16 protein-coding genes are annotated in these 20,467 nt (G+C 62.3%); 9 read left to right on the top strand and 7 right to left on the bottom strand.

All coding sequences use genetic code 11. From position 1 onward, the window contains the following. Nucleotides 1-297 precede the first annotated feature (297 nt). Together R1T44_RS08730 and R1T44_RS08725 are read left to right on the top strand one after the other, a co-directional pair. Nucleotides 298-2,493, top strand: coding sequence for a TonB-dependent siderophore receptor (locus R1T44_RS08730; protein ID WP_317292896.1), 2,196 nt, complete (start codon nt 298-300; stop codon nt 2,491-2,493). A gap of 142 nt (nt 2,494-2,635) precedes the next feature. Then, on the top strand, nt 2,636-3,691 hold the full coding sequence (locus tag R1T44_RS08725) for an ABC transporter substrate-binding protein (protein ID WP_317292895.1): 1,056 nt from the start codon (nt 2,636-2,638) through the stop codon (nt 3,689-3,691). Between the two features lie 188 nt (nt 3,692-3,879). Here the strand turns inward: R1T44_RS08725 and R1T44_RS08720 are convergent, their stop codons facing one another. After that, a complete protein-coding gene (locus tag R1T44_RS08720) occupies nt 3,880-4,563 on the bottom strand; it encodes a type 1 glutamine amidotransferase domain-containing protein (RefSeq protein ID WP_054555908.1) in 684 nt (227 codons plus the stop codon). A 259-nt stretch (nt 4,564-4,822) separates the two neighbouring features. Then, complete coding sequence (locus tag R1T44_RS08715) at nt 4,823-5,527, bottom strand: SDR family oxidoreductase (protein ID WP_192838068.1); 705 nt, start codon at nt 5,525-5,527, stop codon at nt 4,823-4,825. Nucleotides 5,528-5,696: 169 nt separating this feature from the next. Between R1T44_RS08715 and R1T44_RS08710 the strand changes: the two genes are divergently transcribed. Continuing rightward, the gene (locus R1T44_RS08710; RefSeq protein WP_317292894.1) at nt 5,697-6,638 is read left to right on the top strand and encodes a LysR substrate-binding domain-containing protein; all 942 of its coding nucleotides are present in this window, start codon (nt 5,697-5,699) and stop codon (nt 6,636-6,638) included. A gap of 120 nt (nt 6,639-6,758) precedes the next feature. Here R1T44_RS08710 and R1T44_RS08705 read toward each other — a convergent pair whose 3' ends face one another. Further along, a complete protein-coding gene (locus tag R1T44_RS08705) occupies nt 6,759-8,951 on the bottom strand; it encodes an OsmC domain/YcaO domain-containing protein (RefSeq protein WP_317292893.1) in 2,193 nt (730 codons plus the stop codon). Between the two features lie 269 nt (nt 8,952-9,220). On the opposite strand from R1T44_RS08705, the gene R1T44_RS08700 reads away from it, so the two are divergent. The 4 genes from R1T44_RS08700 (at nt 9,221) to R1T44_RS08685 (ending at nt 14,094) form a co-directional block, all read left to right on the top strand. Continuing rightward, complete coding sequence (locus R1T44_RS08700) at nt 9,221-9,460, top strand: hypothetical protein (RefSeq protein ID WP_107335026.1); 240 nt, start codon at nt 9,221-9,223, stop codon at nt 9,458-9,460. A gap of 10 nt (nt 9,461-9,470) precedes the next feature. Continuing rightward, nucleotides 9,471-10,997 carry a sodium:solute symporter family protein gene (locus R1T44_RS08695; protein ID WP_215824277.1) on the top strand — a complete coding sequence of 509 codons (1,527 nt, stop codon included), beginning with the start codon at nt 9,471-9,473 and terminating at the stop codon, nt 10,995-10,997. 136 nt (nt 10,998-11,133) lie between these two features. Continuing rightward, nucleotides 11,134-12,546: an amidase gene (locus R1T44_RS08690; RefSeq protein ID WP_317292892.1), complete on the top strand. Its 1,413-nt coding sequence runs from the start codon at nt 11,134-11,136 to the stop codon at nt 12,544-12,546. Between the two features lie 297 nt (nt 12,547-12,843). Beyond that, nucleotides 12,844-14,094 carry a methyl-accepting chemotaxis protein gene (locus R1T44_RS08685; protein WP_317292891.1) on the top strand — a complete coding sequence of 417 codons (1,251 nt, stop codon included), beginning with the start codon at nt 12,844-12,846 and terminating at the stop codon, nt 14,092-14,094. Between the two features lie 129 nt (nt 14,095-14,223). On the opposite strand, the gene R1T44_RS08680 is transcribed toward R1T44_RS08685, so the two are convergent. Further along, nucleotides 14,224-15,033: an SDR family NAD(P)-dependent oxidoreductase gene (locus tag R1T44_RS08680; protein ID WP_317292890.1), complete on the bottom strand. Its 810-nt coding sequence runs from the start codon at nt 15,031-15,033 to the stop codon at nt 14,224-14,226. A 226-nt stretch (nt 15,034-15,259) separates the two neighbouring features. Next, nucleotides 15,260-16,246: a zinc-dependent alcohol dehydrogenase family protein gene (locus tag R1T44_RS08675; RefSeq protein ID WP_317292889.1), complete on the bottom strand. Its 987-nt coding sequence runs from the start codon at nt 16,244-16,246 to the stop codon at nt 15,260-15,262. Between the two features lie 217 nt (nt 16,247-16,463). Here R1T44_RS08675 and R1T44_RS08670 point away from each other — a divergent pair, with 217 nt between their 5' ends. Beyond that, complete coding sequence (locus tag R1T44_RS08670; RefSeq protein WP_043332286.1) at nt 16,464-17,366, top strand: LysR family transcriptional regulator; 903 nt, start codon at nt 16,464-16,466, stop codon at nt 17,364-17,366. 16 nt (nt 17,367-17,382) lie between these two features. Here R1T44_RS08670 and R1T44_RS08665 read toward each other — a convergent pair whose 3' ends face one another. Together R1T44_RS08665 and R1T44_RS08660 are read right to left on the bottom strand one after the other, a co-directional pair. Next, a complete protein-coding gene (locus R1T44_RS08665) occupies nt 17,383-17,958 on the bottom strand; it encodes an HD domain-containing protein (RefSeq protein ID WP_043332289.1) in 576 nt (191 codons plus the stop codon). Further along, the gene (locus R1T44_RS08660) at nt 17,955-19,052 is read right to left on the bottom strand and encodes a TauD/TfdA family dioxygenase (protein ID WP_317292888.1); all 1,098 of its coding nucleotides are present in this window, start codon (nt 19,050-19,052) and stop codon (nt 17,955-17,957) included. The genes R1T44_RS08665 and R1T44_RS08660 overlap by 4 nt, the downstream gene beginning before the upstream one ends. Nucleotides 19,053-19,305: 253 nt before the next feature. On the opposite strand from R1T44_RS08660, the gene R1T44_RS08655 reads away from it, so the two are divergent. Next, nucleotides 19,306-20,343 (top strand): LysR substrate-binding domain-containing protein, encoded by a 1,038-nt coding sequence (locus R1T44_RS08655; protein WP_052384372.1) that lies wholly within the window; start codon nt 19,306-19,308, stop codon nt 20,341-20,343. Nucleotides 20,344-20,467 lie beyond the last annotated feature (124 nt).

The following is a 20,467-nucleotide window of genomic DNA, read 5'->3' as shown; positions in this document are numbered from 1 at the left end:
CAGCCCAAAAGCAACAGCCCTGAAACGAAACGCCCCGCGACCGGATGAACGGTCGCGGGGCGTTTCAGTATGACGCTTGCGTGCGTGGCCTGAATGTGTCGAACACGTGGCCCGGCAGCTGTCTCTGGCCTGCCGCATGACCAGACCCATCGCCCGATAGCACCATGCCGGGCTCATGAAGTTCCCCGAAATTTTCATTCTTGGCATCCCGCAAAGCGTGTCTGGCATTTCGCAAAACAAAAGTGCCGCCAGCGGGTAAATAATAATGATTATTATAAACAACTAGGGAACGCAGTCTTGGCTCACTCACTCCGCCGTCCAGGTTTCACTCGCTCGCCACTCGCCCTCTCCATTGCGCTCGCGACCTCGTCACTGCTCAGTGCCACCGCTATCGCGGATGAGACTCGCACGCTTGAGGCGATGACCATCGTCGGCGAGGCGCAAGGCGGCACCACGGAAGAGACTCAGGCGTATACGGTCGACTCCAGCACCAGCGCCAATGGCTTGACCCTGTCGCCACGCGAGACACCGCAGTCTGTCAGCTTTCTGACCCGCCAGCAGATGGATGATGAGGCGCTGACCAGCACCACGGAGGCGATCAACCGCCTGCCGGGCGTGTCCTCCAATCGCCTGGACGGCACCCGCGCCAGCTTCCAGTCACGCGGCTATACCATCCGCAATTTCCAGTTCGATGGCCAACAGAGCAACACCAGCAGCTTCTGGCCGTTCGGCGACGCCGAGTGGGACACCGCCATCTATGATCGCGTCGAGGTGGTCCGCGGGGCCACCGGCCTGATGACAGGCGTCGGCGACCCGTCCGCCACCGTCAACTTCGTGCGCAAGAAGCCGCTGGATGAAGCCGCCGCCAGCGTGACCGGTGCCATGGGTAGCTGGGACCGTCGGCGTGGCGTGGTGGATGTCAGCACGCCGCTGGATGATGCCGGCAAGGTCGGCGTGCGCTTCGTGGCCGCCAAGGACCGCTCCGACAGCTTCATGGATGATGTCGAGAATGACCGCGAGACCCTCTACGGGGTGATCGCCGCCGAATTGACGCCTGACACCGAGCTGAATGTCGGGGTCGAGTATCAGCGCTATGACCAGGATGGCGCCTATCTGGGCGTGCCGCTCTACTACACCGACGGCACGCGCACCGACTTCGACCAGTCGGTCGCCAACAATACCGAATGGGCGCACTTCTTCACCGAGAACACGCGCGGCTTCGCCGACCTGACCCACTACTTCGCCAACGGCTGGAAGGCGACCGCCGCCTACAGTCATGGCGATGCCAACTACGGGCTGACCTACAACTACCGTGGCGGCTATGTGGATCGTGACAATGGCATCCTCTACTACGACAGCAATCGCGAGTATCCGACGACCTCCTATCTGGTCGACTATCGCGGTGATCGCACCCAGAAGAACCTGAACTTGAGCGCTGAGGGCCCCTTCGAGCTGCTCGGTCGTGAGCACCAGCTGGGCTTTGGCTACATGCGGCTCAAGGAAGAGTACGAGATCTGGAGCCGCACCCCGGCGAGCGCCGTGCCGGCGCTGGGCAGCTTCACCGATCGCGATGACCCGGCGCTGGCCGAGCCGGAATGGGGCGAATGGGGGCTGACCGACGACACCGAAACCGAGCAGAGCGGTTTCTACGCCGTGACGCGCTTCTCGCTGGCCGACCCCGTGCACCTGATCATCGGCGCCCGCCTGACCGACTGGGAGATCGACCAGGACTACCGTGGCGAGCGCAGCTATGAATACAACGACGAGTTCACGCCCTATGCCGGCCTGATCGTCGACATTACCGACAACCTCACCGCCTATACCAGCTACACGCAGATCTTCAATACCCAGAGCGAACGTGCCCCCGATGGCGCCCTGCTCGACCCGCTCGAGGGCACCAGCTATGAGGCGGGCCTGAAGGCGGCGTTGTTCGAGGACCGCGCTGACGTGTCCTTCGCCGTCTTCCGCAGCGAGCAGGACAATCTGGCCGTCGAGATCCCCGGTGTCTATGTCGCCGGCACCACCGATCAGGCCTACACCGAGTCCGACGGCGCCGTGGTCGAAGGCTTTGAACTGGAAGTGGCCGGTGAAGTCGCACCGGGCATCAATCTCTCCGCCAGCTACGCACTGGTGGACGCCGAGGACTCCGATGGCACCCAGCTCAATACCAGCTATCCGCGCCAGCAGGCCAAGGTCTACGCCACCTGGCAGCTGCCCGGCGACTGGTCGCGTCTGACGCTGGGCGCTGGTGGCTCCTGGCAGGGTGATACCTACACGGATACCGACACGCCCACCGGTACCGAGAAGGTCGGCCAGGGCGATGTCTTCCTCGCCAACGCCATGGCGCGCTATCGCTTCAATGACAACTTCAGCACCCAGCTCAACGTGTCCAACCTCTTCGATGAGGAGTACTACACGCAGCAGGGCTTCTACAGCCAGTACCTGTACGGCGCACCGCGCAGTGCGCTGCTGAGCATGACCTACGACTTCTGACCACGGGCCCGCCCTGCCGACAGGACCCTCGTCTCCACACGTAACGCTTGCCTACCCACCGACAGCCCCTCCCCGCCAGGGGCTGTCACCTCGTCTCTGGCCAGCAGCGTCTGCCGCCAGCCGATCACACAAGGAGTCTCCCTTGCGACTCACGCGACTTTCCTGCGCCATCGGCCTGACCACCGCCATGGCCGCCTGCTTCACACCTGCCGTACAGGCAGACGAATCAGCGACTGCACACACGTCATCTGCCAGATCATCTGCCGCCTCCGCCGAGGCAACGGCGCAGTATCCGCTCACGATCGAACATGCCTTCGGTACCACCATCATCGAGAACAAGCCGCAACGTATCGCCACCGTCGCCTGGGCCAATCATGAAGTGCCGTTGGCACTGGGTGTGGTGCCGGTGGGCTTCCCCCGTCAGGACTTCGGGGATGATGACGGCGACGGCATGATGCCGTGGGTCAAGGCGCGCCTGGAAGCACTGGGGGCCGACTCGGCCAATCTGTTCGATCAGGGCAAGACCCTCGATTTCGATGCCGTGGCCGCCAGCCAGCCGGACGTCATCCTCGCCGCCTATTCAGGATTGAGCGAAGACGATTACGCCAAGCTCAGCAAGATCGCGCCGGTCGTGGCGCGCCCCGGCCCGCGCTGGTCTTCCAGCTGGCGCGACATGATTCGCCTCGACAGTGCCGGCATGGGCATGGCCGCCGAAGGGGAAGCACTGATCGAGCGTCTCGAGGCGCAGGTCGCCGAGAACATCGCCACCCACCCGGAGATCAAGGGCAAGTCGGCCATCACCCTGCGCTATATCGACCCTGAAGACCCGACCCGGATCGCCTTCTACAACGACAACGATGCCCGGGGGCGCTTCCTTGCCGAGCTGGGGCTGACCTCCCCGTCCTTCGTGACGGCAAGTGCCAGCGACGGCAAGATTGGCGGGCGAGTGCCCCCGCAACAACTGGCGGAACTGGCCGACGTCGATATCATCCTGACCTATGGTGGCCAGGCGCTGATTGAGCGCCTCAACCAGCACCTTGCGGACAATGACCTGCCCACCTTCAGCAACGACAGGGTCATCCTGCTGGAGAATGACCCGATGGGCACGGCGGCCAACCCGACACCGCTCTCGATGCCGGAAGTGCTCGATGCCTACGTGACCCAGCTTGCGCGAGCAGCGAAAGCCTCGAATGGCTGATGGCGACTGGCTCGTTCTACTGGCTCATTCTACTGAAACAGGCGACTGACTCATTCTACTGAACCAGGCAACTGACTCAGAACAACTGAACCAGACGGGCGCAGCTGAGACCCGCCACCTGAAAGACGAAAACCCCGCGACCGGTGACCCGGTCGCGGGGTTTTTCATACTGCCTGAACTCGCCCGATCTACTTCTTGAGGCTGTCGATCAGCAGCTCAGCAACACCTTCGGAGGACATCGGATTCTGGCCGGTGATGATCAGGCCATCCTGAATCGCGAAGGAGGTGAAATCGGCCTTCTTCTCATAGATGCCGCCTTTCTGCTGCAGGGCATCTTCGACCAGGAACGGCACGACATTGGTGAGGCCGACGCCTTCTTCTTCGCCATTGGTGAAGCCGGTGACACGCACGCCGTCCACGAAGGGAGTGCCGTCAGGCTTGCGGGCGTTCAACAGCACTGCCGGGGCGTGGCAGACGGAGCTGACCGGCTTGCCAGCCGCATGGAACTGCTCGATCAGACGAATGGAATCCGCGTCGTTGGTCAGATCCCACAGCGGGCCGTGGCCACCCGGGTAGAAGATGGCGTCGAAGTCTTCGACCTTCATGTCTGCCAGCACGGCGGTGGTGGCAAGATCCTGCTGAGCAGCGGCGTCCTTGTCGAAGCGACGCGTGGCATCCGTCTGGAAATCCTCGCCTTGGCTTGCCGGATCCAGCGGCGGCTGACCGCCCTTGGGAGAGGCCAGCGTCACCTCGATGCCGGCGTCCTTCATGACGTAGTAGGGAGCCGCCAGCTCTTCCAGCCAGAAGCCTGTCTTCTTGCCCGTGTCACCCAGCGTATCGTGGGATGTCACTACTACCAGAACCTTGCTCATGATGCTCTCCTCAACGTGCGGGATAGCCCGCAACGGTCACTTCACGAAAGATGTCGGCGACGTGATGGTCACCACGTGATGCTCACCACGTGATGGCCACCAAGTGGTGCTCGCCCTGTGTTGAATGAAGCTTACTGCTCACGCCACCATCGTCATAATCGATAGTCCGGATAGCCACTATCGCACACACAAATAGTTGTCTTGCGCCAGCGTGCTTATCGAGCGCACCCGCTCGACAACTCGCATGCCGGCAACCGGCTCAATAGGTCGGCATCAGATGCACTTCGCGGATATTGGCACGCGGCGAGGCACTGATGGCGTAGAGCACGGCATCCGCCACATCCTGCGGGTCCAGCTTGTCCGGCTTGGGCTGGTCGAAGAAGGCGGTATTGACCATGCCCGGGGTAATGGTGGTGCAGCGGCCTTGCCACTCGGCCATTTCCATCGCCAGGTTCTGGCCGAAGCCGTAGGCGAACCACTTGCTGGAGCTGTAGATGGAGCCCGCATGATTGGCGCGGCCGGCCACGGAACTGGTGAGGATGAAGTGGCCCTTGCTCTCTCTCAGGTGCGGCAGGGTCGCGTGGGCGGTCCACAGCAGCGCATTGATGTTGATGTCGATGACTCGCTTCCACTCCTCGGGATCGCCATTCTCGGTGCCTGCCTGGCTGACGCCGGTACCGGCATTGGCGAACGCCACATCCAGACGGCCATGCTGGGCGACGGCCTGCTCGACGACCTTGGCGAGCTGATCGTAGTCCGTCGCATCGGCGGCAATCGCCAGCACCTTGTCGCTGCCCAGTTCATCGACCAGCGCATCGAGGCGCTCCTTGCGACGGGCGGTCGCGACGACCTTGTGCCCGGCCTTCACCAGTGTGCGCGCGGTGGCCTCACCGATACCGCTTGAGGCGCCGGTGATCAGCACGATCTTTTCCTCTTCGGCTTGCGTCCGCTTCACATCACTCATGGCTCACTCCTGTGGGTCGCTTGGATCACTCGTCGTGTTCTGATCACTACCCTACCGCCTGAACTTGCCATCGTGATAATCGATAGTACAGATAGCTGCTATCATCCAGACAAATAGTGCTCACTCGCCCGAGTGCAGTCGCGACACTCCGCCTGCTCTGGTAGTCAACATGAAGCTCAACTACGACCTCAACCTCCTGCGCACCTTCCATGCGCTGTATCTCGAGCAGAACGTCACGCGCGCAGGCGAGCGTCTGCATCTGAGTCAGCCCTCGGTGAGCGCGGCGCTCTCCAGGCTGCGCGAGCTGTTCAATGACCCGCTGTTCATCCGCGACCGCCAGCGCATGCGTCCTACCGAGAAGGCCGACCACCTGTTCCCGACCATCGAGGCGGCGCTGACCGACCTCGATGGCCTGATCAACAGCGAGCGGCACTTCGACCACACCACCGAAAGCCGTCATTTCGAGATTGCCGCCAACGATTACTTCGAGGTGCTGATCCTGCCGCAACTGGCGACGATCCTGCGTGAACAGGCGCCGGGCATCACCCTCCAGGTACGCCGCCTCTCGCAGGACATGAGCGAAGCCGGCGTGATGAGCGGCACGACGGACCTCGCCTTCGGCCGTCAGGTCGATCCGCCCGAGAATCTGGTGATCAGGGAAGTGATCACGGAAGGCATCGACTGTCTGGTCGGCAACGGGCATCCGCTATTGGAGCGTCTGGATGATGAAGGCCGCATGACAAAGGCGGATTTCGAGCACCACGCCCATGTGCTGGTACAGCCCCATACCCGCCTGAAAAGCGGCATCTTCAAGCAGCTCGAAGGTCAGGGGCTCAAGCGTGAGGTGGCTCTGGCGGTCACCTACTTCATGGCCGTGCCCTCGCTGCTGGAGCGCTCGCCACTGATCGCGAGCCTGCCCACCGGGCTATGCCAGCATTTCTGCCGCCAATTCGCCGTCACCCGTGTGGCACCGCCGGTCGCCTTCGCCTCCTTCCCCTTCCACTTGAGCTGGCATCGCCGCTATCAGAAGGACCCCGCGCATCGCTGGATCCGCGAGCAGATCATTGAATGCTGTCAGCGTCTGGCGGAGGGGCAGCAGGTGCTGCGCTAAGTCCTGAGCCATGTGCCATGAGCCATGAGCACAGAAAATAAGCGCCCGGCTACGAAAACGGCCCCTCACCATCCAGTGAGGGGCCGTTCTTGTCATGCCACGGGATTCAGCAGGCGAGCATCAGGCCTGCCTGGCCGCCAGGGCAGCACGATGGGCGTGCAGTTTCTGGTAGCTTTCGATCAGACGCAGGTGGCGATCGAGCCCTTCCAGCTGCATGTTGGTCGGCTCCAGACCATGGAAGCGCACCTCGCCCTGCACGGAGCCCACCACGGCAGCCATGGTGTCTTCACCGAACATGCGGCGGAAGTTGTAGAGGTAGTCCTCGAGTTCCAGCTCGTCATCCAGCGTGATCTCCAGCACCGCCTTCATGGCCTGATAATAGAGGCCGCGCACGACGGTGTTGTCGTTGTACTGCAGGAACATCTCGACGCGATCCAGCGCGTCCTCGTGCTGACCCAGCGCGAGGTTGATCATCAGTTTCAGCTCGAGAATCGTCAGCTGGCCCCAGATGGTGTTCTCGTCGAACTCGATGCCGATCAGCGTTTTGATGTCCATGTGCTCATCAAGCTGGCTCTCTTCGAGACGCTCGCCCAGGTCCGCCAGCTGCTCATCATCGAGACGATGCAGATTGAGGATGTCCTCGCGGTAATCCAGCGCCATGTTGGTGTTGTCCCACACCAGGTCCTCGACCGGATAGACCTCGGAATAGCCCGGCACCAGGATACGGCACACCGGCGCACCGAGATCCTCATGCACCGCCATGTAGGCCTCCTTGCCGATCTCATCGAGGATGCCGAACAGGTTGGCGACTTCTTCTTCGTTGCTGCCGGAGAAGTCCCACTCGACGAACTCGATGTCGGTCTTGGAGCTGAAGAAGCGCCAGGAGACCAGACCCGAGGAGTCGATGAAGTGCTCGACGAAGTTGTTCGGCTCGGACACGGCCAGCGAGTTGAAGGTCGGCGGCATGAAGTCGTTGAGACCCTCGAAGCTGCGGCCCTGCATCAGCTCGGTCAGGCTGCGTTCGATGGCGACTTCAAAACTCGGGTGCGCGCCGAAGGAGGCGAAGACACCGCCGGTCTTCGGGTTCATCAAGGTGACGCAGGCCACCGGGAACTGGCCGCCCAGCGAGGCGTCCTTGACCAGAATCGGGAAGCCCTGGGCTTCCAGTGCCTCGATGCCTTCGACGATTTCCGGGTACTTGGCCAGCACCTCCTGCGGCACGTCCGGCAGGGTCAGTTCCTGCTCGAGAATCTCGCGCTTCACGGCACGCTCGAAGATCTCGGACAGACACTGCACCTGGGCTTCCGGCAGAGTATTGCCGGCGCTCATGCCGTTGCTGAGATACAGGTTCTCGATCAGGTTGGACGGGAAGTAGATCGTCTCACCGTCCGAGCGGCGAGTGAACGGCAAGGAAACGATGCCACGGTCCGCACGTCCGGAATTGGTGTCGATCAGATTGGAGCCACCCAGCTCGCCATCCGGATTGAAGATCTCCAGGCAGTAGTCATCCAGCACGCCTTCCGGGATCTCGTCATTCGGGCCCGGCTGGAACCACTTCTCGTTCGGGTAGTGCACGAACTCGCTGTCAGCGATGGCTTCGCCGAAGAACTGGTCGTTGTAGAAGAAGTTGCAGCTCAGACGCTCGATGAACTCGCCCAGTGCCGAGCACAGCGCGCTCTCCTTGGTCGAACCCTTGCCGTTGGTGAAGCACATCGGCGAGGCGGCATCACGAATGTGCAGCGACCAGACGTGCGGCACGATGTTGCGCCAGGAGGCGATCTCGATCTTCATGCCGAGATCATTCAGCAGGCCCGTCATGTTGGCGATGGTCTGCTCCAGCGGCAGGTCCTTGCCTTCGATCCAGGTGCTCTGCCCTTCTGGCGGCTCCGCCATCAGCAATGCCTGGGCGTCCTCGTCGAGGTTGTCGACCGTCTCGATCTCGAAGCCCGGGCCGGTCTGGACGACCTTCTTCACCGTGCAACGCTCGATGGAACGCAGGATGCCCTGACGGTCCTTGTCGGAGAGGTCTTCCGGCAGCTCCACCTGGATCTTGAAGATCTGGTTGTAGCGGTTCTCCGGGTCGACGATGTTGTTCTGCGACAGGCGGATGTTCTCGGTCGGGATGTCCCGCGCCACGCAGTACACCTTCACGAAGTACGCCGCGCACAGCGCCGACGACGCCAGGAAGTAGTCGAACGGGCTCGGCGCCGACCCATCACCCTTGTAGCGGATGGGCTGATCGGTGATGACCGTGAAGTCGTCGAATTTCGCCTCGAGCCTCAGGTTGTCGAGAAAGTTGACCTTGATTTCCATGAACGATGCACCGCTGTGAAGAGTGTGGGCGCCAGCACGCCAGTCAGACGGCTACGCGATGGCCGCCATTATCCAGATTTTGGGGGCCTGCGTCGCGGGTGAGGCGAAAAGCGAAAACGCCGTGACTTCCTTGACGGTAGGGGGATTGTCACCTATTGGTATAATTTATACGCATAAATACAATAATTGATGCTTTGCCATGCCTGGTTCCCTGCCATCGACACGACAGGTCACAACCCGCCCCACCAACCACAATAAAGGGGAATGCAATGAGAAAGCGCTTCACGACCCGCAAGGTCGCCATCTACGGCAGCATGCTGCTGGGATTCTTGATGCTCGAGAGTCCATTGATGCTGATGGCCAACAAGATCGAGCCCATGGTGATGGGAGTTCCGTTCTTCCTCGTCTGGAACCTGGTGTGGTGGGGCTTCCTCACCGCCGTGTTCCTGTATGCCTACCTGACCAACTGGGGTAGCGCCAGAGCCCCTTCCACCGGCGGCAAGCGCTGAGGAGCTCACCATGACTGGAAGCATCTTGATCATCGCGGCCTTCATGATCATTCCCTTGATCGTCGGGCTCGTCTCGGCCCGCAAGTCCCAGACGACGAGCGAAGACTTCTTCGTTCAGGGGCGGGCCATGGGCAGCATTGCCGTGTTCTTCACGGTGGCGGCCACCTGGTGGAGCGCCTTTGCCTTCCTGGGATCGAATGCCACCTTCTACACCAGTGGCCCGATCTATCTCACCGCGCTTGCGTGGAACCTGCTCTTCGGCTTCATGTACTACTGGGTGGGCAAGCGCGTCTGGTATCTCGGCAAGCGCTTTGACTACCTGACGCCGTCAGACCTGATGGGCGATTTCTACAACAGTGAAGCACTCAGAGTCCTCGTTGCCGTCATCACGCTGATCTTTACCGTGCCATATCTGCAGATCCAGCTGACAGGCGGCGCCTACCTGATCGAGGTCGCCTCCGGTGGCGTCGTGCCCTTCTGGCTGGCCGCACTGCTGTTCTACTTCATCATCATCGTCTATGTGTGGGTCGGCGGAATTCGCGCCATCGCCTGGACAGATGTGATCTACGGGGCGCTGCTGTTCTTCGGCATGATGTATGCGGGTTACTACATCGCCGGCCAGGCAGGTGGCCCGACCAGCATGTTCGCTCAGCTCGCCAGCGACTCGCCCGCGCATCTGACGCTGCCGGGGCCGAATGGCAACATGGGCTACTCCATGTGGTTCTCTCTGTTCGTGATCGTGGCCATCGGCGCCTTCATGGGTCCCCAGATCTGGCTGCGCATGTATTCGGTGAAAAGCGGCAAGCTGTTCGGCTTGATGCCCTTCCTGCTGGGGCTCGCCGCCTTCGCCTACTTCGGCTCGGTACTCACGGGGTACACCGGCGTACTGCTGGAGCCTGGCCTGGAGAATGCTGACCAGATCCTGCCCGTCATGCTGATGAACTATGCGCCCTATCTGCTGGCATCACTGATCATGGCGGCTGGCGCGGCAGCGGCGATGTCCACCGCCAACTCCCAGATCCATGCGGTATCGACCGTCGTCACCATGGATATCTACAAGCGCTACGTGAACCCGCAAGCGGATCAGAAGCGCATCGTCCACATCGGGCGCCTGTCTCTGGTCGGCTTCTCTCTGGCGGCCTACATCCTGGCACTGACCGTTCCGGGGCTGCTCGTCACCATCGGGATAGCGGCACTGGCGGGCACCGCTCAGCTGATCGTGCCGACACTGGGCGCCATCACCTGGCGCAAGGCACACCCGCAAGCGGCCTTCTGGGGCCTGATTCTGGGTATCGTGACCGTCCTCTGGCTGTCCTACGGCGCCAGCGTCAGCAACCCGCTTGGCCTGCATGCCGGCATCTGGGGCCTGATTCTCAATGCGTCAGCCTTCGTCATCATCAGCCTCGCCTTGCAGCGCAAGGATGCCGATGTGGTGGAACGCTTCGCGCAGGCGCGTCGGGATTACACCGCGGAATATCACCCGGAGCAGCTGGAAGATGATGCGGCTCCCTCACCTCAGGTGATCGAAGCCCGCTGACCAGCGACAAGGGCCTGCATTGCGCAGGCCCTTTTCATTGCCGAGCACATCTCACGTGCCAAGAACGTCCCACGTGCGAGTACTTGATCACAGTACCTGATAGCCGGCACTTGATAGCCAATGGACAGGATCTGACATGACCCCAGCCTCTCTTCCCACGCAATTATCTGAATTGACCGCCACTGACGCCCTGACGCTATTTCGCCAGGGTGAGCTCTCCCCTGTCGAGCTGACCCGGGACTGCCTGGAGCGTATCGATACGCTCAACCCCAAGGTCAATGCCTTCGTGCACATCGCCCATGATGGGGCAATGAAGGCGGCGAGAGACGCCGAAGCCCGCTGGATGAACGGCTCGCCCTGCGGCCCGCTGGACGGTGTACCGACAACACTCAAGGACCTGACGCTGTCCCGGGACATGCCAACCCGGTACGGCTCCGCCACCACATCACCCGACGGGGGGAGTGACGTCGATTCCCCCGTCGCCGCGAGCCTGCGCAAGGCAGGCGCCGTCTTTCTCGGTAAGACAGCCTCACCGGAGTACGGCTGGAAAGGAGTGACGGACAACCCGCTGCACGGCGTGACCCGCAACCCCTGGAATACCGCGCTGACGTCGGGTGGATCCTCAGGCGGGGCTGGAGCAGCGGCCGCGCTGAACCTGGGCATGCTCCATCAAGGAAGTGACGCGGGCGGTTCGATCCGCATACCCTGCAGCTTTACCGGCACCTTCGGCCTGAAACCCACGTTTGGCTGGATTCCTCAGTGGCCGACCAGCGCCATGTCGACACTCTCACACCTGGGACCGATGACGCGGACTGCGTCCGATAGCGCCCTGATGCTTGCCAGCATGGCAAGACCGGATGCCCGAGACGGATTGCTCGGCAACCCGCATGGCATTCATTGGAATGCGCCACTCCCATTGTCTCTTGAAGGATGGAAAATCGCTTACAGCCCGACGCTTGGGTATGTCGACGTTGCACAGGACATACGCCTGCGAGTGGACGAAGCGGTCGCTCTACTGTCGAGACTGGGCGCTGACGTCATCGAGATAGACCCCGGGTTTTCCTGTCCCCTCGATACCTTCAATACCTTGTGGTTCGCGGGTGCCACCCAGGTGGTCGAAAAGATGACCGACAGCCAGCGAGAGCAAATGGACCCGGGCTTGCTGGACATTGCAGAGCGCGGCAACAACATTTCCTTGTCGCAATATCTGGCGGCAAGACGAGAGCGGACTGCACTTTGCGCACACATGCAATCCTTCCACGAGCAATGGGATCTGCTTGTTACCCCCACCTTGCCCATTTCACCCTTTGTCGCTGGGCACAACGTCCCACCCGGCGAGAAATACACTGACTGGATGGACTGGACGCCGTTCAGCTACCCCTTCAACCTGACCCAACAACCCGCGGCATCACTCCCCTGCGGATTGGATGACAATGGGCTGCCTGTCGGACTGCATCTGGTGGGAGGAAAGTTCCAGGATATGAAAGTGATGCATGCGGCCATGTTGCTTGAGGAGATGCTTCCTGGCCTTGTCTATCCCAAGCCCTAGCCAAGAGAAGTCCATCAACCAGCCGCCGAGCTTATGGCATGCCTCAAGCCTCTGGCTTCAGCTCGCTTCACTCCTCACATCCCACCCCGCCCCGCCCCGCCCGAGCAATCGTGCGGGGCAGGCGTATTGATGAGAATCCTGATACCCACAGCATCAGGAATTTGATGCTAAAGATCGGCGCAGCCGTGTCAATAAAGGATTCAACAGTAAATAAACATTACTTCAGCACAATCGCATCAAGGATGTCCGCAGTCGATGACGGATTGATGCCTCCCCTCTCTTGCCAGGAACTCTCCCATGCTGCTCGATCGTGCCCAGGCCCTGCGCCGTGCGCTGGAAGACCACACTGCCTGCATCTTCTTTCGCCCGGATGGCAGCATTCTTGGCGCAAGCGACGCCTTTCTGTCAGCGACGGGCTATCGCCGTGATCAGGTCGTGGGGCAGCATCACCGCATGTTCTGCTCGAGCGAGGTCCATCAGGCCCCGGACTATCAACACTTCTGGCAACAGCTGGTCGCCGGCCATTCACGCGGTGGCACCTTCGAGCGACGTGATGCCAGAGGCGCGACCTTGTGGTTGGAGGCGACCTACCTGCCGGTCATGACTCGCCGCGGGCGTGTGCGCTACATCATCAAGATTGCCCGCGATGTCAGTGAGCGTCACGAGAGCGCCAGCAGTCAGGACGCCATTCTCACCGCGCTCAACACCTCGATGGCAGTGATCGAATTCGCGCCGGATGGCACCGTGCTCAAGGCCAACGACAACTTCCTCAAGGTGATGGGGTATCAGGCCCATGACGTCATCGGGCAGCATCATCGTCGCTTCTGCGCTGACAGCTTCTATGAGGAAAACCCCGACTTCTGGCGCGAGTTGGCCAACAACAGCTTCAAACAGGGGCGTTTTGCGCGCGTCACGGCCAATGGCAGCCCGATCTGGCTGGAAGCGACCTACAACCCGGTGCTCGATGCCCGCGGCAAGGTGGTTCGCGTCATCAAGTTCGCCAGCGATATCACCGCCGAGATGCAGCAGCATCAGGCAACGCGAGACGCCGTCACTGCCGCGCGCACCAGCGCCCAGCAGACGGAGACCATCGCCGCTGACGGCCTGACACAACTGGCGGCCGCCGTGGAGGATGTCACCCGCGCCGGCACGGAAGTCGCGACGGCGCGGCAGGTCATCGAGGCGCTCAATCATCATGTGAGAAGCATCAACCAGATGGCCGAAAGCATTTCCCACATTGCGCAGCAGACCAACCTGCTGGCCTTGAACGCGGCGGTCGAAGCCGCCCGCGCGGGGGATCATGGCAGAGGCTTTGCGGTGGTGGCCCACGAGGTTCGGCGCCTGTCACAGGCCACTACGCAATCCGCCGAGCAGATCAGCAAGGTATTGCGCGACAACACGGCCTTGATCCGCCAGGCGGGCGAGCGCATGAATACCGTCGTCATCCACAGTGAAGCCGGCCAGCAGAGCGTCGATCAGACCCAGGCGGTCATCGCCGAGATCCTGGCCGGTGCCCGGCAGGTCAGCGCCGCGATCGATCGCCTCTGAGGCTAGCCGGCGCCATCCATCCGCCAGCCGTTGCATGCCCTTGCATACGACGACGCCCCGCCCACGCTGAGAGATCATCAGCATGAGCGGGGCGTCATATTGCAGCGTGACAGCGGTTCCCGGCGCGCTTCAGCCAGCCAGAGAGCCGAGCGTCTTCTCCATCGTCGCGACCACTTCACGGCACAGCGCATCATCGAGTGCGTCAGCGTGCGGCGGTGCGAATCGCTGGGCGTCGTTGTCGAAGTACTGACCATTGGCGCCGGCGAATTCCTCATCCAGTGCCGCACGCACCAGGATATCGGCACCGATGCCCAGGTCCTTGCCCGGCACGCCGAAGCCTTCCTTGACCATCTTGCTGGCCAGCAGAGAGCCCGGGTTGACCGCGATCAGGATCGGCCCCTGGCCTTCCCAGTCCTGGGCAAGCATGCGGGTCCATATGGTGATCGCGAGCTTGCTCTGGGCATAGGCCGCGTAGTGGTCGTTGAACGCGACCTCTCCGGTCAGCGCCTTCAGGTCCACGGAGGATTGAGCCGCCGAGGAGAGGTTGACGACCCGCCCGGCCGGACGCAGTGCCGAAGCCAGTTTCTGGGTGAGCAGATACGGGGCAAGGGTATTGACCACGAAGCGCAGGTCGAGACCGTCAGCCGTCACGACGCTGGGGGCCTGGAAGACACCGGCATTGTTGATCAGGACATCCAGACTGGCGTTGGCCGCCAGCACTTCGCTTGCCAGTGAATCGATGGCGGCCAGGTCGGACAGGTCGGCCACGAAACCGGCGACACGCTCAGCCCCTGCCAGCGCCGCAAGTTCAGCGACGACGCCATTGACCTTCTGCTCACTGCGCCCGTGAATCAGCACGCGATGGCCGCGCTCCAACAGGGCCTTGGCCGTGACCAGGCCGATGCCATCGGTAGAACCGGTGATGAGGATGGTTTTCATGCGCTCTCTCCTTGAAATGTCACACGACGCTTGAGACGCGAACTACAGGGTGTGCCGTATGGCCACTCCCTGTCGTTCATCTGTGCCAGCGCAGTGTCAAAATACTGCCGCCTGGATGGCTGGCGGGTCTCGCTATCAGGTCTCGCTATCAGGTCTCGCTATCAGGTCTCGCTATCAGGTCTCGCTATCAGACCTCGGCATCAGGCCTCAGCAGCAGGTCTTGGCATCAGACCTCGACGATGACCTTGCCGGTTGCCTTGCCGCTGCCCAGACGGGCGTGGGCCTGGCCCACTTCCTCAAGCGGGAAGACCTGATCATCGATGATCGGCTTGAGCGCGCCGGCATCGGCGATACGCGCCATGTCGGCCAGAATCTCGTGGTGCTGCTGACGACGGAAGTCATGCAGCATCGGGATCAGCATGAAGACGACATGCAGTGACAGGCCCTTGAAGTGCGCGGTGGTCAGATCGATTTCCATGAAGGACACGGTCGTCGAGACATGGCCATTGAGCGCGGCAGCCTCGAAGGAGGTCAGCAGGTTGGCGCCGCCGACGGAGTCGAACACGATGTCGAAGCCCTTGCCGTCGGTGTGCTTGGCCACATAGTCGGCGACCTGCTCATTGCGGTAATTGATGGCACTGGCACCCAGCCCTTCGACCAGCGTCTCGTGCTCATCACGACCGACGGTAGAGGCGACGTCGGCACCGAAGTGACGGGCCAGCTGGATGGCGATGTGACCCACACCACCCGCACCACCGTGAACCAGCACCTTCTGACCGGCCTCGATGCTGGCGCGCTTGAGACCTTCATAGGCCGTGATGCCGACCAGCGGCAGCGCCGCGGCTTCCACCATGCTCAAGGACTTCGGCTTGTGGGCGATCAGGCGGACATCGGCGGCGATATACTCGGCCAGGGTGCCCGGAAGGTCGGCCAGGCCACCAGCACAACCATAGACTTCATCCCCGATGGCGTAGCCTTCGACGCTCTCGCCCACGGCTTCGACGGTACCGGCGAAGTCCATGCCCAGCAGCGCCGGCAGTGCCGGAGACAGCGGCAGCTCAGGGCCCATCTCGCGAATCATGGTGTCGACGGTGTTGATGCTGGTGGCGGCGATGCGCACCAGTACCTGACCTGCCGCCGCTTGGGGCTTGGCGATTTCCGCCGCTTCGAACACCTCGGGACCACCGAATGATTTGACGAGCATCGCTTTCATGAGTCTGTCTCCTGCGTGGATGTGGAGCCAGCATAATTGTCATGGGCCCGAATGATAAACGGCGATAAACTACAATCAGTTTATTGTTTTTATTGAAAGTAATAGATGTGTTGGACGTATTGGGCGTATTGAACATCACGAACATTGCGCCAAGCCGTTGCTGGCGTGCCTCTCGCCATCGGGAGCCACGCACATCGACGCAAATGAGGACACCCGCATGAATCTTGAGCACCTGAAGTTGTTCGTCCGTCTGGCCGCCGTGAACAGCATCAGTCAGGCCGGCGAGGATCTGGGGCTGTCACCCGCCGTCGCCAGCTCTCACTTGCGCAAGCTCGAGGACAGTCTGGGGGTGCGCCTGTTGCATCGCACCACGCGTCATGTGGCACTGAGCGAAGAAGGTCGTGCCTTTCTCCCCCATGCAGAGGAGGTACTGATCAGCGCCGAGGCCGCGCGGGCTGCCGTCGGCATCGGCACGACCTCCCCCAGCGGCACCTTGCGCATCACCGCATCCGCCTCCTTCGGGCGCATGCACCTGGTGCCGGGCCTGGCCGGTTTTCTCGAGCGCTGCCCTGATCTGGAACTGGACCTGCGCCTGACCGACACCATCGTCGATCTGGTCGAGGGCGGCTTTGATATCGCCATCCGCAACTCCGCCCTCAAGGATTCCAGCCTGATCGCGCGGCGCCTGGCACCGGACAAGCGCATTCTGTGCGCCTCGCCGGACTATCTCGCGCGCCATGGCACGCCGACGCACCCCTCGATGCTGCACGAACACGAATGCCTGACCCTGATCGGCATGGACCAGTGGTGCTTTCAGTGCGAGAACGGCGTCGAGCCGATTCGGGTCAAGGGGCGTATCCGCACCGACAATGGCGAAGCCGTTCGTGACGCCTGCGCCGCTGGCCTGGGCATCACCCTGTCCTCGACATGGAGCATTTACCGCCACCTGGCCGAAGGCAGCCTGGTAGAGGTACTGCCCGAGACGCCCTTGATCAGCGAGACCGGCATCTGGGCGGTCTATCCCAGCAACCGCCAGCTGGCCCCCAAGGTGCGCGCCTTCCTGGACTACTTCTCCGAATACTTCGGCAGCCCGCCCTATTGGGATGTTCAACAGGGCTGAGACGCCGGAAAGCCCGTCATCCCGCCGCCAGCACCCAGCGCTGGAGCATCGGCTTGTAGTGAGCGAAGTCCGGCGTCTGCATGCCGGCCACCTTGGCGGCATCATCCAGGCGACGCACCTTGAGAATGGCCGCAAGCTGGGGCAGCTGGGCAAAGGCCGCGGCCTCGTGCGGCTCCATCGCCCCGCCCTGCAGGGCCAGGCTATCCAGCGAGGCCTGTGACAGACAGGCGCGATAGCTCGGCTCCACCGCGACCAGATAACGCTTGGCCGCCACGTGCTGGCGTACCGGCTCGACGATCTCGGCCGGGAAGAAGCGCGCCAGCCAGTCGGCACCGCTGACCTGATGACGGTTGTCCTGGCCGTTCATCAAGACCTCCGGCGGCAGCGCATTGGCGTAATGCCCCACGTCATGCAGCAAGGCGGCCAGAATCACCGACTCGGATTCTCCCTGCTGCTCGGCCAGATGCGCCGCCTGCAGCATGTGCTCGGCCATGGTCACCTCCTCGCCCAGATAGGAGTCCGCACCGTGCAGGGCGAAGATGTCCTCGATCAGGCCGACGATGCCTTCGGCGTTGGCAGGCTGAGTGATCATCGGGCGTTCTCCAGCAGGTTGAGAGTGGAATACAGGCTGTCGAGATCGGCGTAGGCGCCCTGCAGATGACGATTGCCACCGGCCACGAAGGCGGTGCGGGCATGCATCACGCGACTGTTGTCGAACAGCAGGCAGTCCCCCGGGGCAAGGCGCAGGCGCGTGGCCTGCTCCGGCTGACCGATCACGCGCGCCCAGTCGTGATAGGCACGATAGAAGGCGCGTTGCGCCTCAAGCGGCAGCGGCAACGAGGCGATGGAGCGGTTGTTGTAACGCACCTGGCGGATGTTGCCCTTGTGGTCGGTCTCGATGAACGGCACCCAGCTTCTGAGATCGGCATGGTCCGCGTCATGGAAGCGGAACGGCACCCGCGTGCGCGTCAGCAGCGCGAAACTCTCGGGCGCCAGTTCGCGCAGGCGCTCGGCGGCGGCGAAGCCATCCACCAGCAGGGTCTGGCCGCCTTCCACCTCGTTGCTCAGGCAATGCAGCAGCTGGATGCTCGGCGCCGGATCACGATAGGGATTGTCGGTATGCGCCCCGAGCCCGAGATTGCTGAAGGCGAGATTGCTCGGCGAGACCTCGGTGCGGACATCGAACAGCTTGCCGTAATTGGTTTCGCGCACATACCCGAACTGCTCGATCACCTCGAGCACCTTGCCCGGCTCGACGGGCACGCCACGCAGGCACACCACCCCGGTGTCACGGACCCAGGCCAGCGCCTTGCGACGTGCCTCTCCCCCGGCGACGACATCGGCCCACTCGACCCGGGCGACCGAGAACTCGCTGCCCTGCCACAGCGTCTTGTGCGCACTGCTGCGCTCATCGGGGAAGCAGGTGCTCAAGGCGGCCAGCTCATCGACGCCGTAGCGAATCTCGCGTGCATTGCTCAGTGTCACTCGCAGGACGTCGCCCTCCTCAAGCGCCGCTTCGCTGATGGCGGCGTCCCAGTCGAGGTCGAGCACACTGTCCAGACGCTGGCCATTGGCATGGCGACGGGCAGGGTCATGGTCTTGCAACCACAGCACATGCTGGGCAAGGGTCTGGCCATCATCCAGAGTCAGGTGAAGCTGTTCGGCGTCAAACGCGAGGCGAGGCATGCAGAGTCTTCCTGTCTGTCGAGTGCGATCACAAGCCGCAAGGCACGGCATGACGAACGGGTGTGGCAAACGCTCATGTCAAACGAGCGATCCGCCAGTGAATGCCCGCCATGCTAGTGAACGCAGACCCGTGACCATAGCGAGACTTTCTGGCGGCGAGCCTTAATTTTTATGCGCGCAGACTGTCACGTCATCGTCATGCACGGCTGCAAGAATGAGCGCCCGGCCGCGTGCCGCGGCAGGATCTGCAGTCATGGCTTCAGCACCAGCCGCCGATGCGGCGACTGGCTCAGTCAAGCTGGAGTTCTGCATGTCGCGTCCTGCCTATCACCCTTCCCAGCGCCTCGCTCAGCGCCTGCCCCCCTTCAATGCCCTGACCGCCTTCGAGGCCACCGCACGCCTCGGCAGCCTGACCCGCGCCGCCGCCGAACTGTGCATTACCCAGGGCGCCGTCAGTCAGCGCGTCAAGCAGCTGGAAGACTTCCTCGCGGTCAGCCTGTTCGTGCGCCGCGGCAATCGCATCGAGCTGACCGATGAGGCGCATGCCTATCTGCCGCTGGTCAGTGGCGTGTTCGAGACCCTCAAGCGCGGTACCGCCACCCTCTTCCAGCACGATGAGCAACAAAGCCTGACGCTGCGCTCCAATCACAGCTTCGTCGAATACTGGCTGATCCCCAGGCTCAAGGACTTCCAGCGCCTGCATCCGAACATCCAGGTCACGGTGCTGCCACACAATCAAGTACTCCCGGACGAGCAGCCCGATGTCGATATCGAGATCATCAATGGCTACGGCGGCTGGTGTGGGCGCGAGTACGAGAAACTGGCCGATGAGCAGTGGGTCGTCGTGGCCAGCCCCACCTTCCTGCATCACTCCCTCGCCCCCAATGCCTCGCCCGCGAGTCCACTCGACGAGCTGGCCCGCGCGCCCAGAATCGAGTGCATCGGCTACCGCGAAAGCTGGCTGGACTGGTTCCGCCTGCAGAAGTTTCGCGGCCACATCCCGCCGGCCGGCCTCAAGTTCGGCAATGCCAGTCTGGCGATTGCCGCGGCACTCGAGGGACATGGCTTCCTGCTCGTCCGCCAGTCCTTCGTGATGGACCTGATCAAGAACGGACGCCTGCAACTGGCGCACGCCTTGCGCATGCCCAGCACCAGCAGCCAGTACCTGCTGGTGTCTCCGGAGCGCCGCCATGCCCCGGCGGTCAACGATTTCTGTGCCTGGTTGCGCAGCACCATGCACACCTCTCAGGCCAATCCTGTCACCAGCGAGATGCCCTCCCAGCCCCGCTAGCACGGGCAGGAAGACGCGAGCCTCAGAATTTCTAAGGCACAGTCGCAGTTTTTGTTGCGGCCAACGGCTGGCATCTGTCACGGAAACGTCATCATCTGCGCCAAAGATGACGCCTCAAGACGAC

It is taken from the genome of Cobetia amphilecti, assembly GCF_032923285.1.
GTDB lineage: Bacteria > Pseudomonadota > Gammaproteobacteria > Pseudomonadales > Halomonadaceae > Cobetia > Cobetia amphilecti.
Note: the sequence above shows the minus strand (reverse complement) of the source record. Positions and strands in the feature narration are given on the sequence as shown.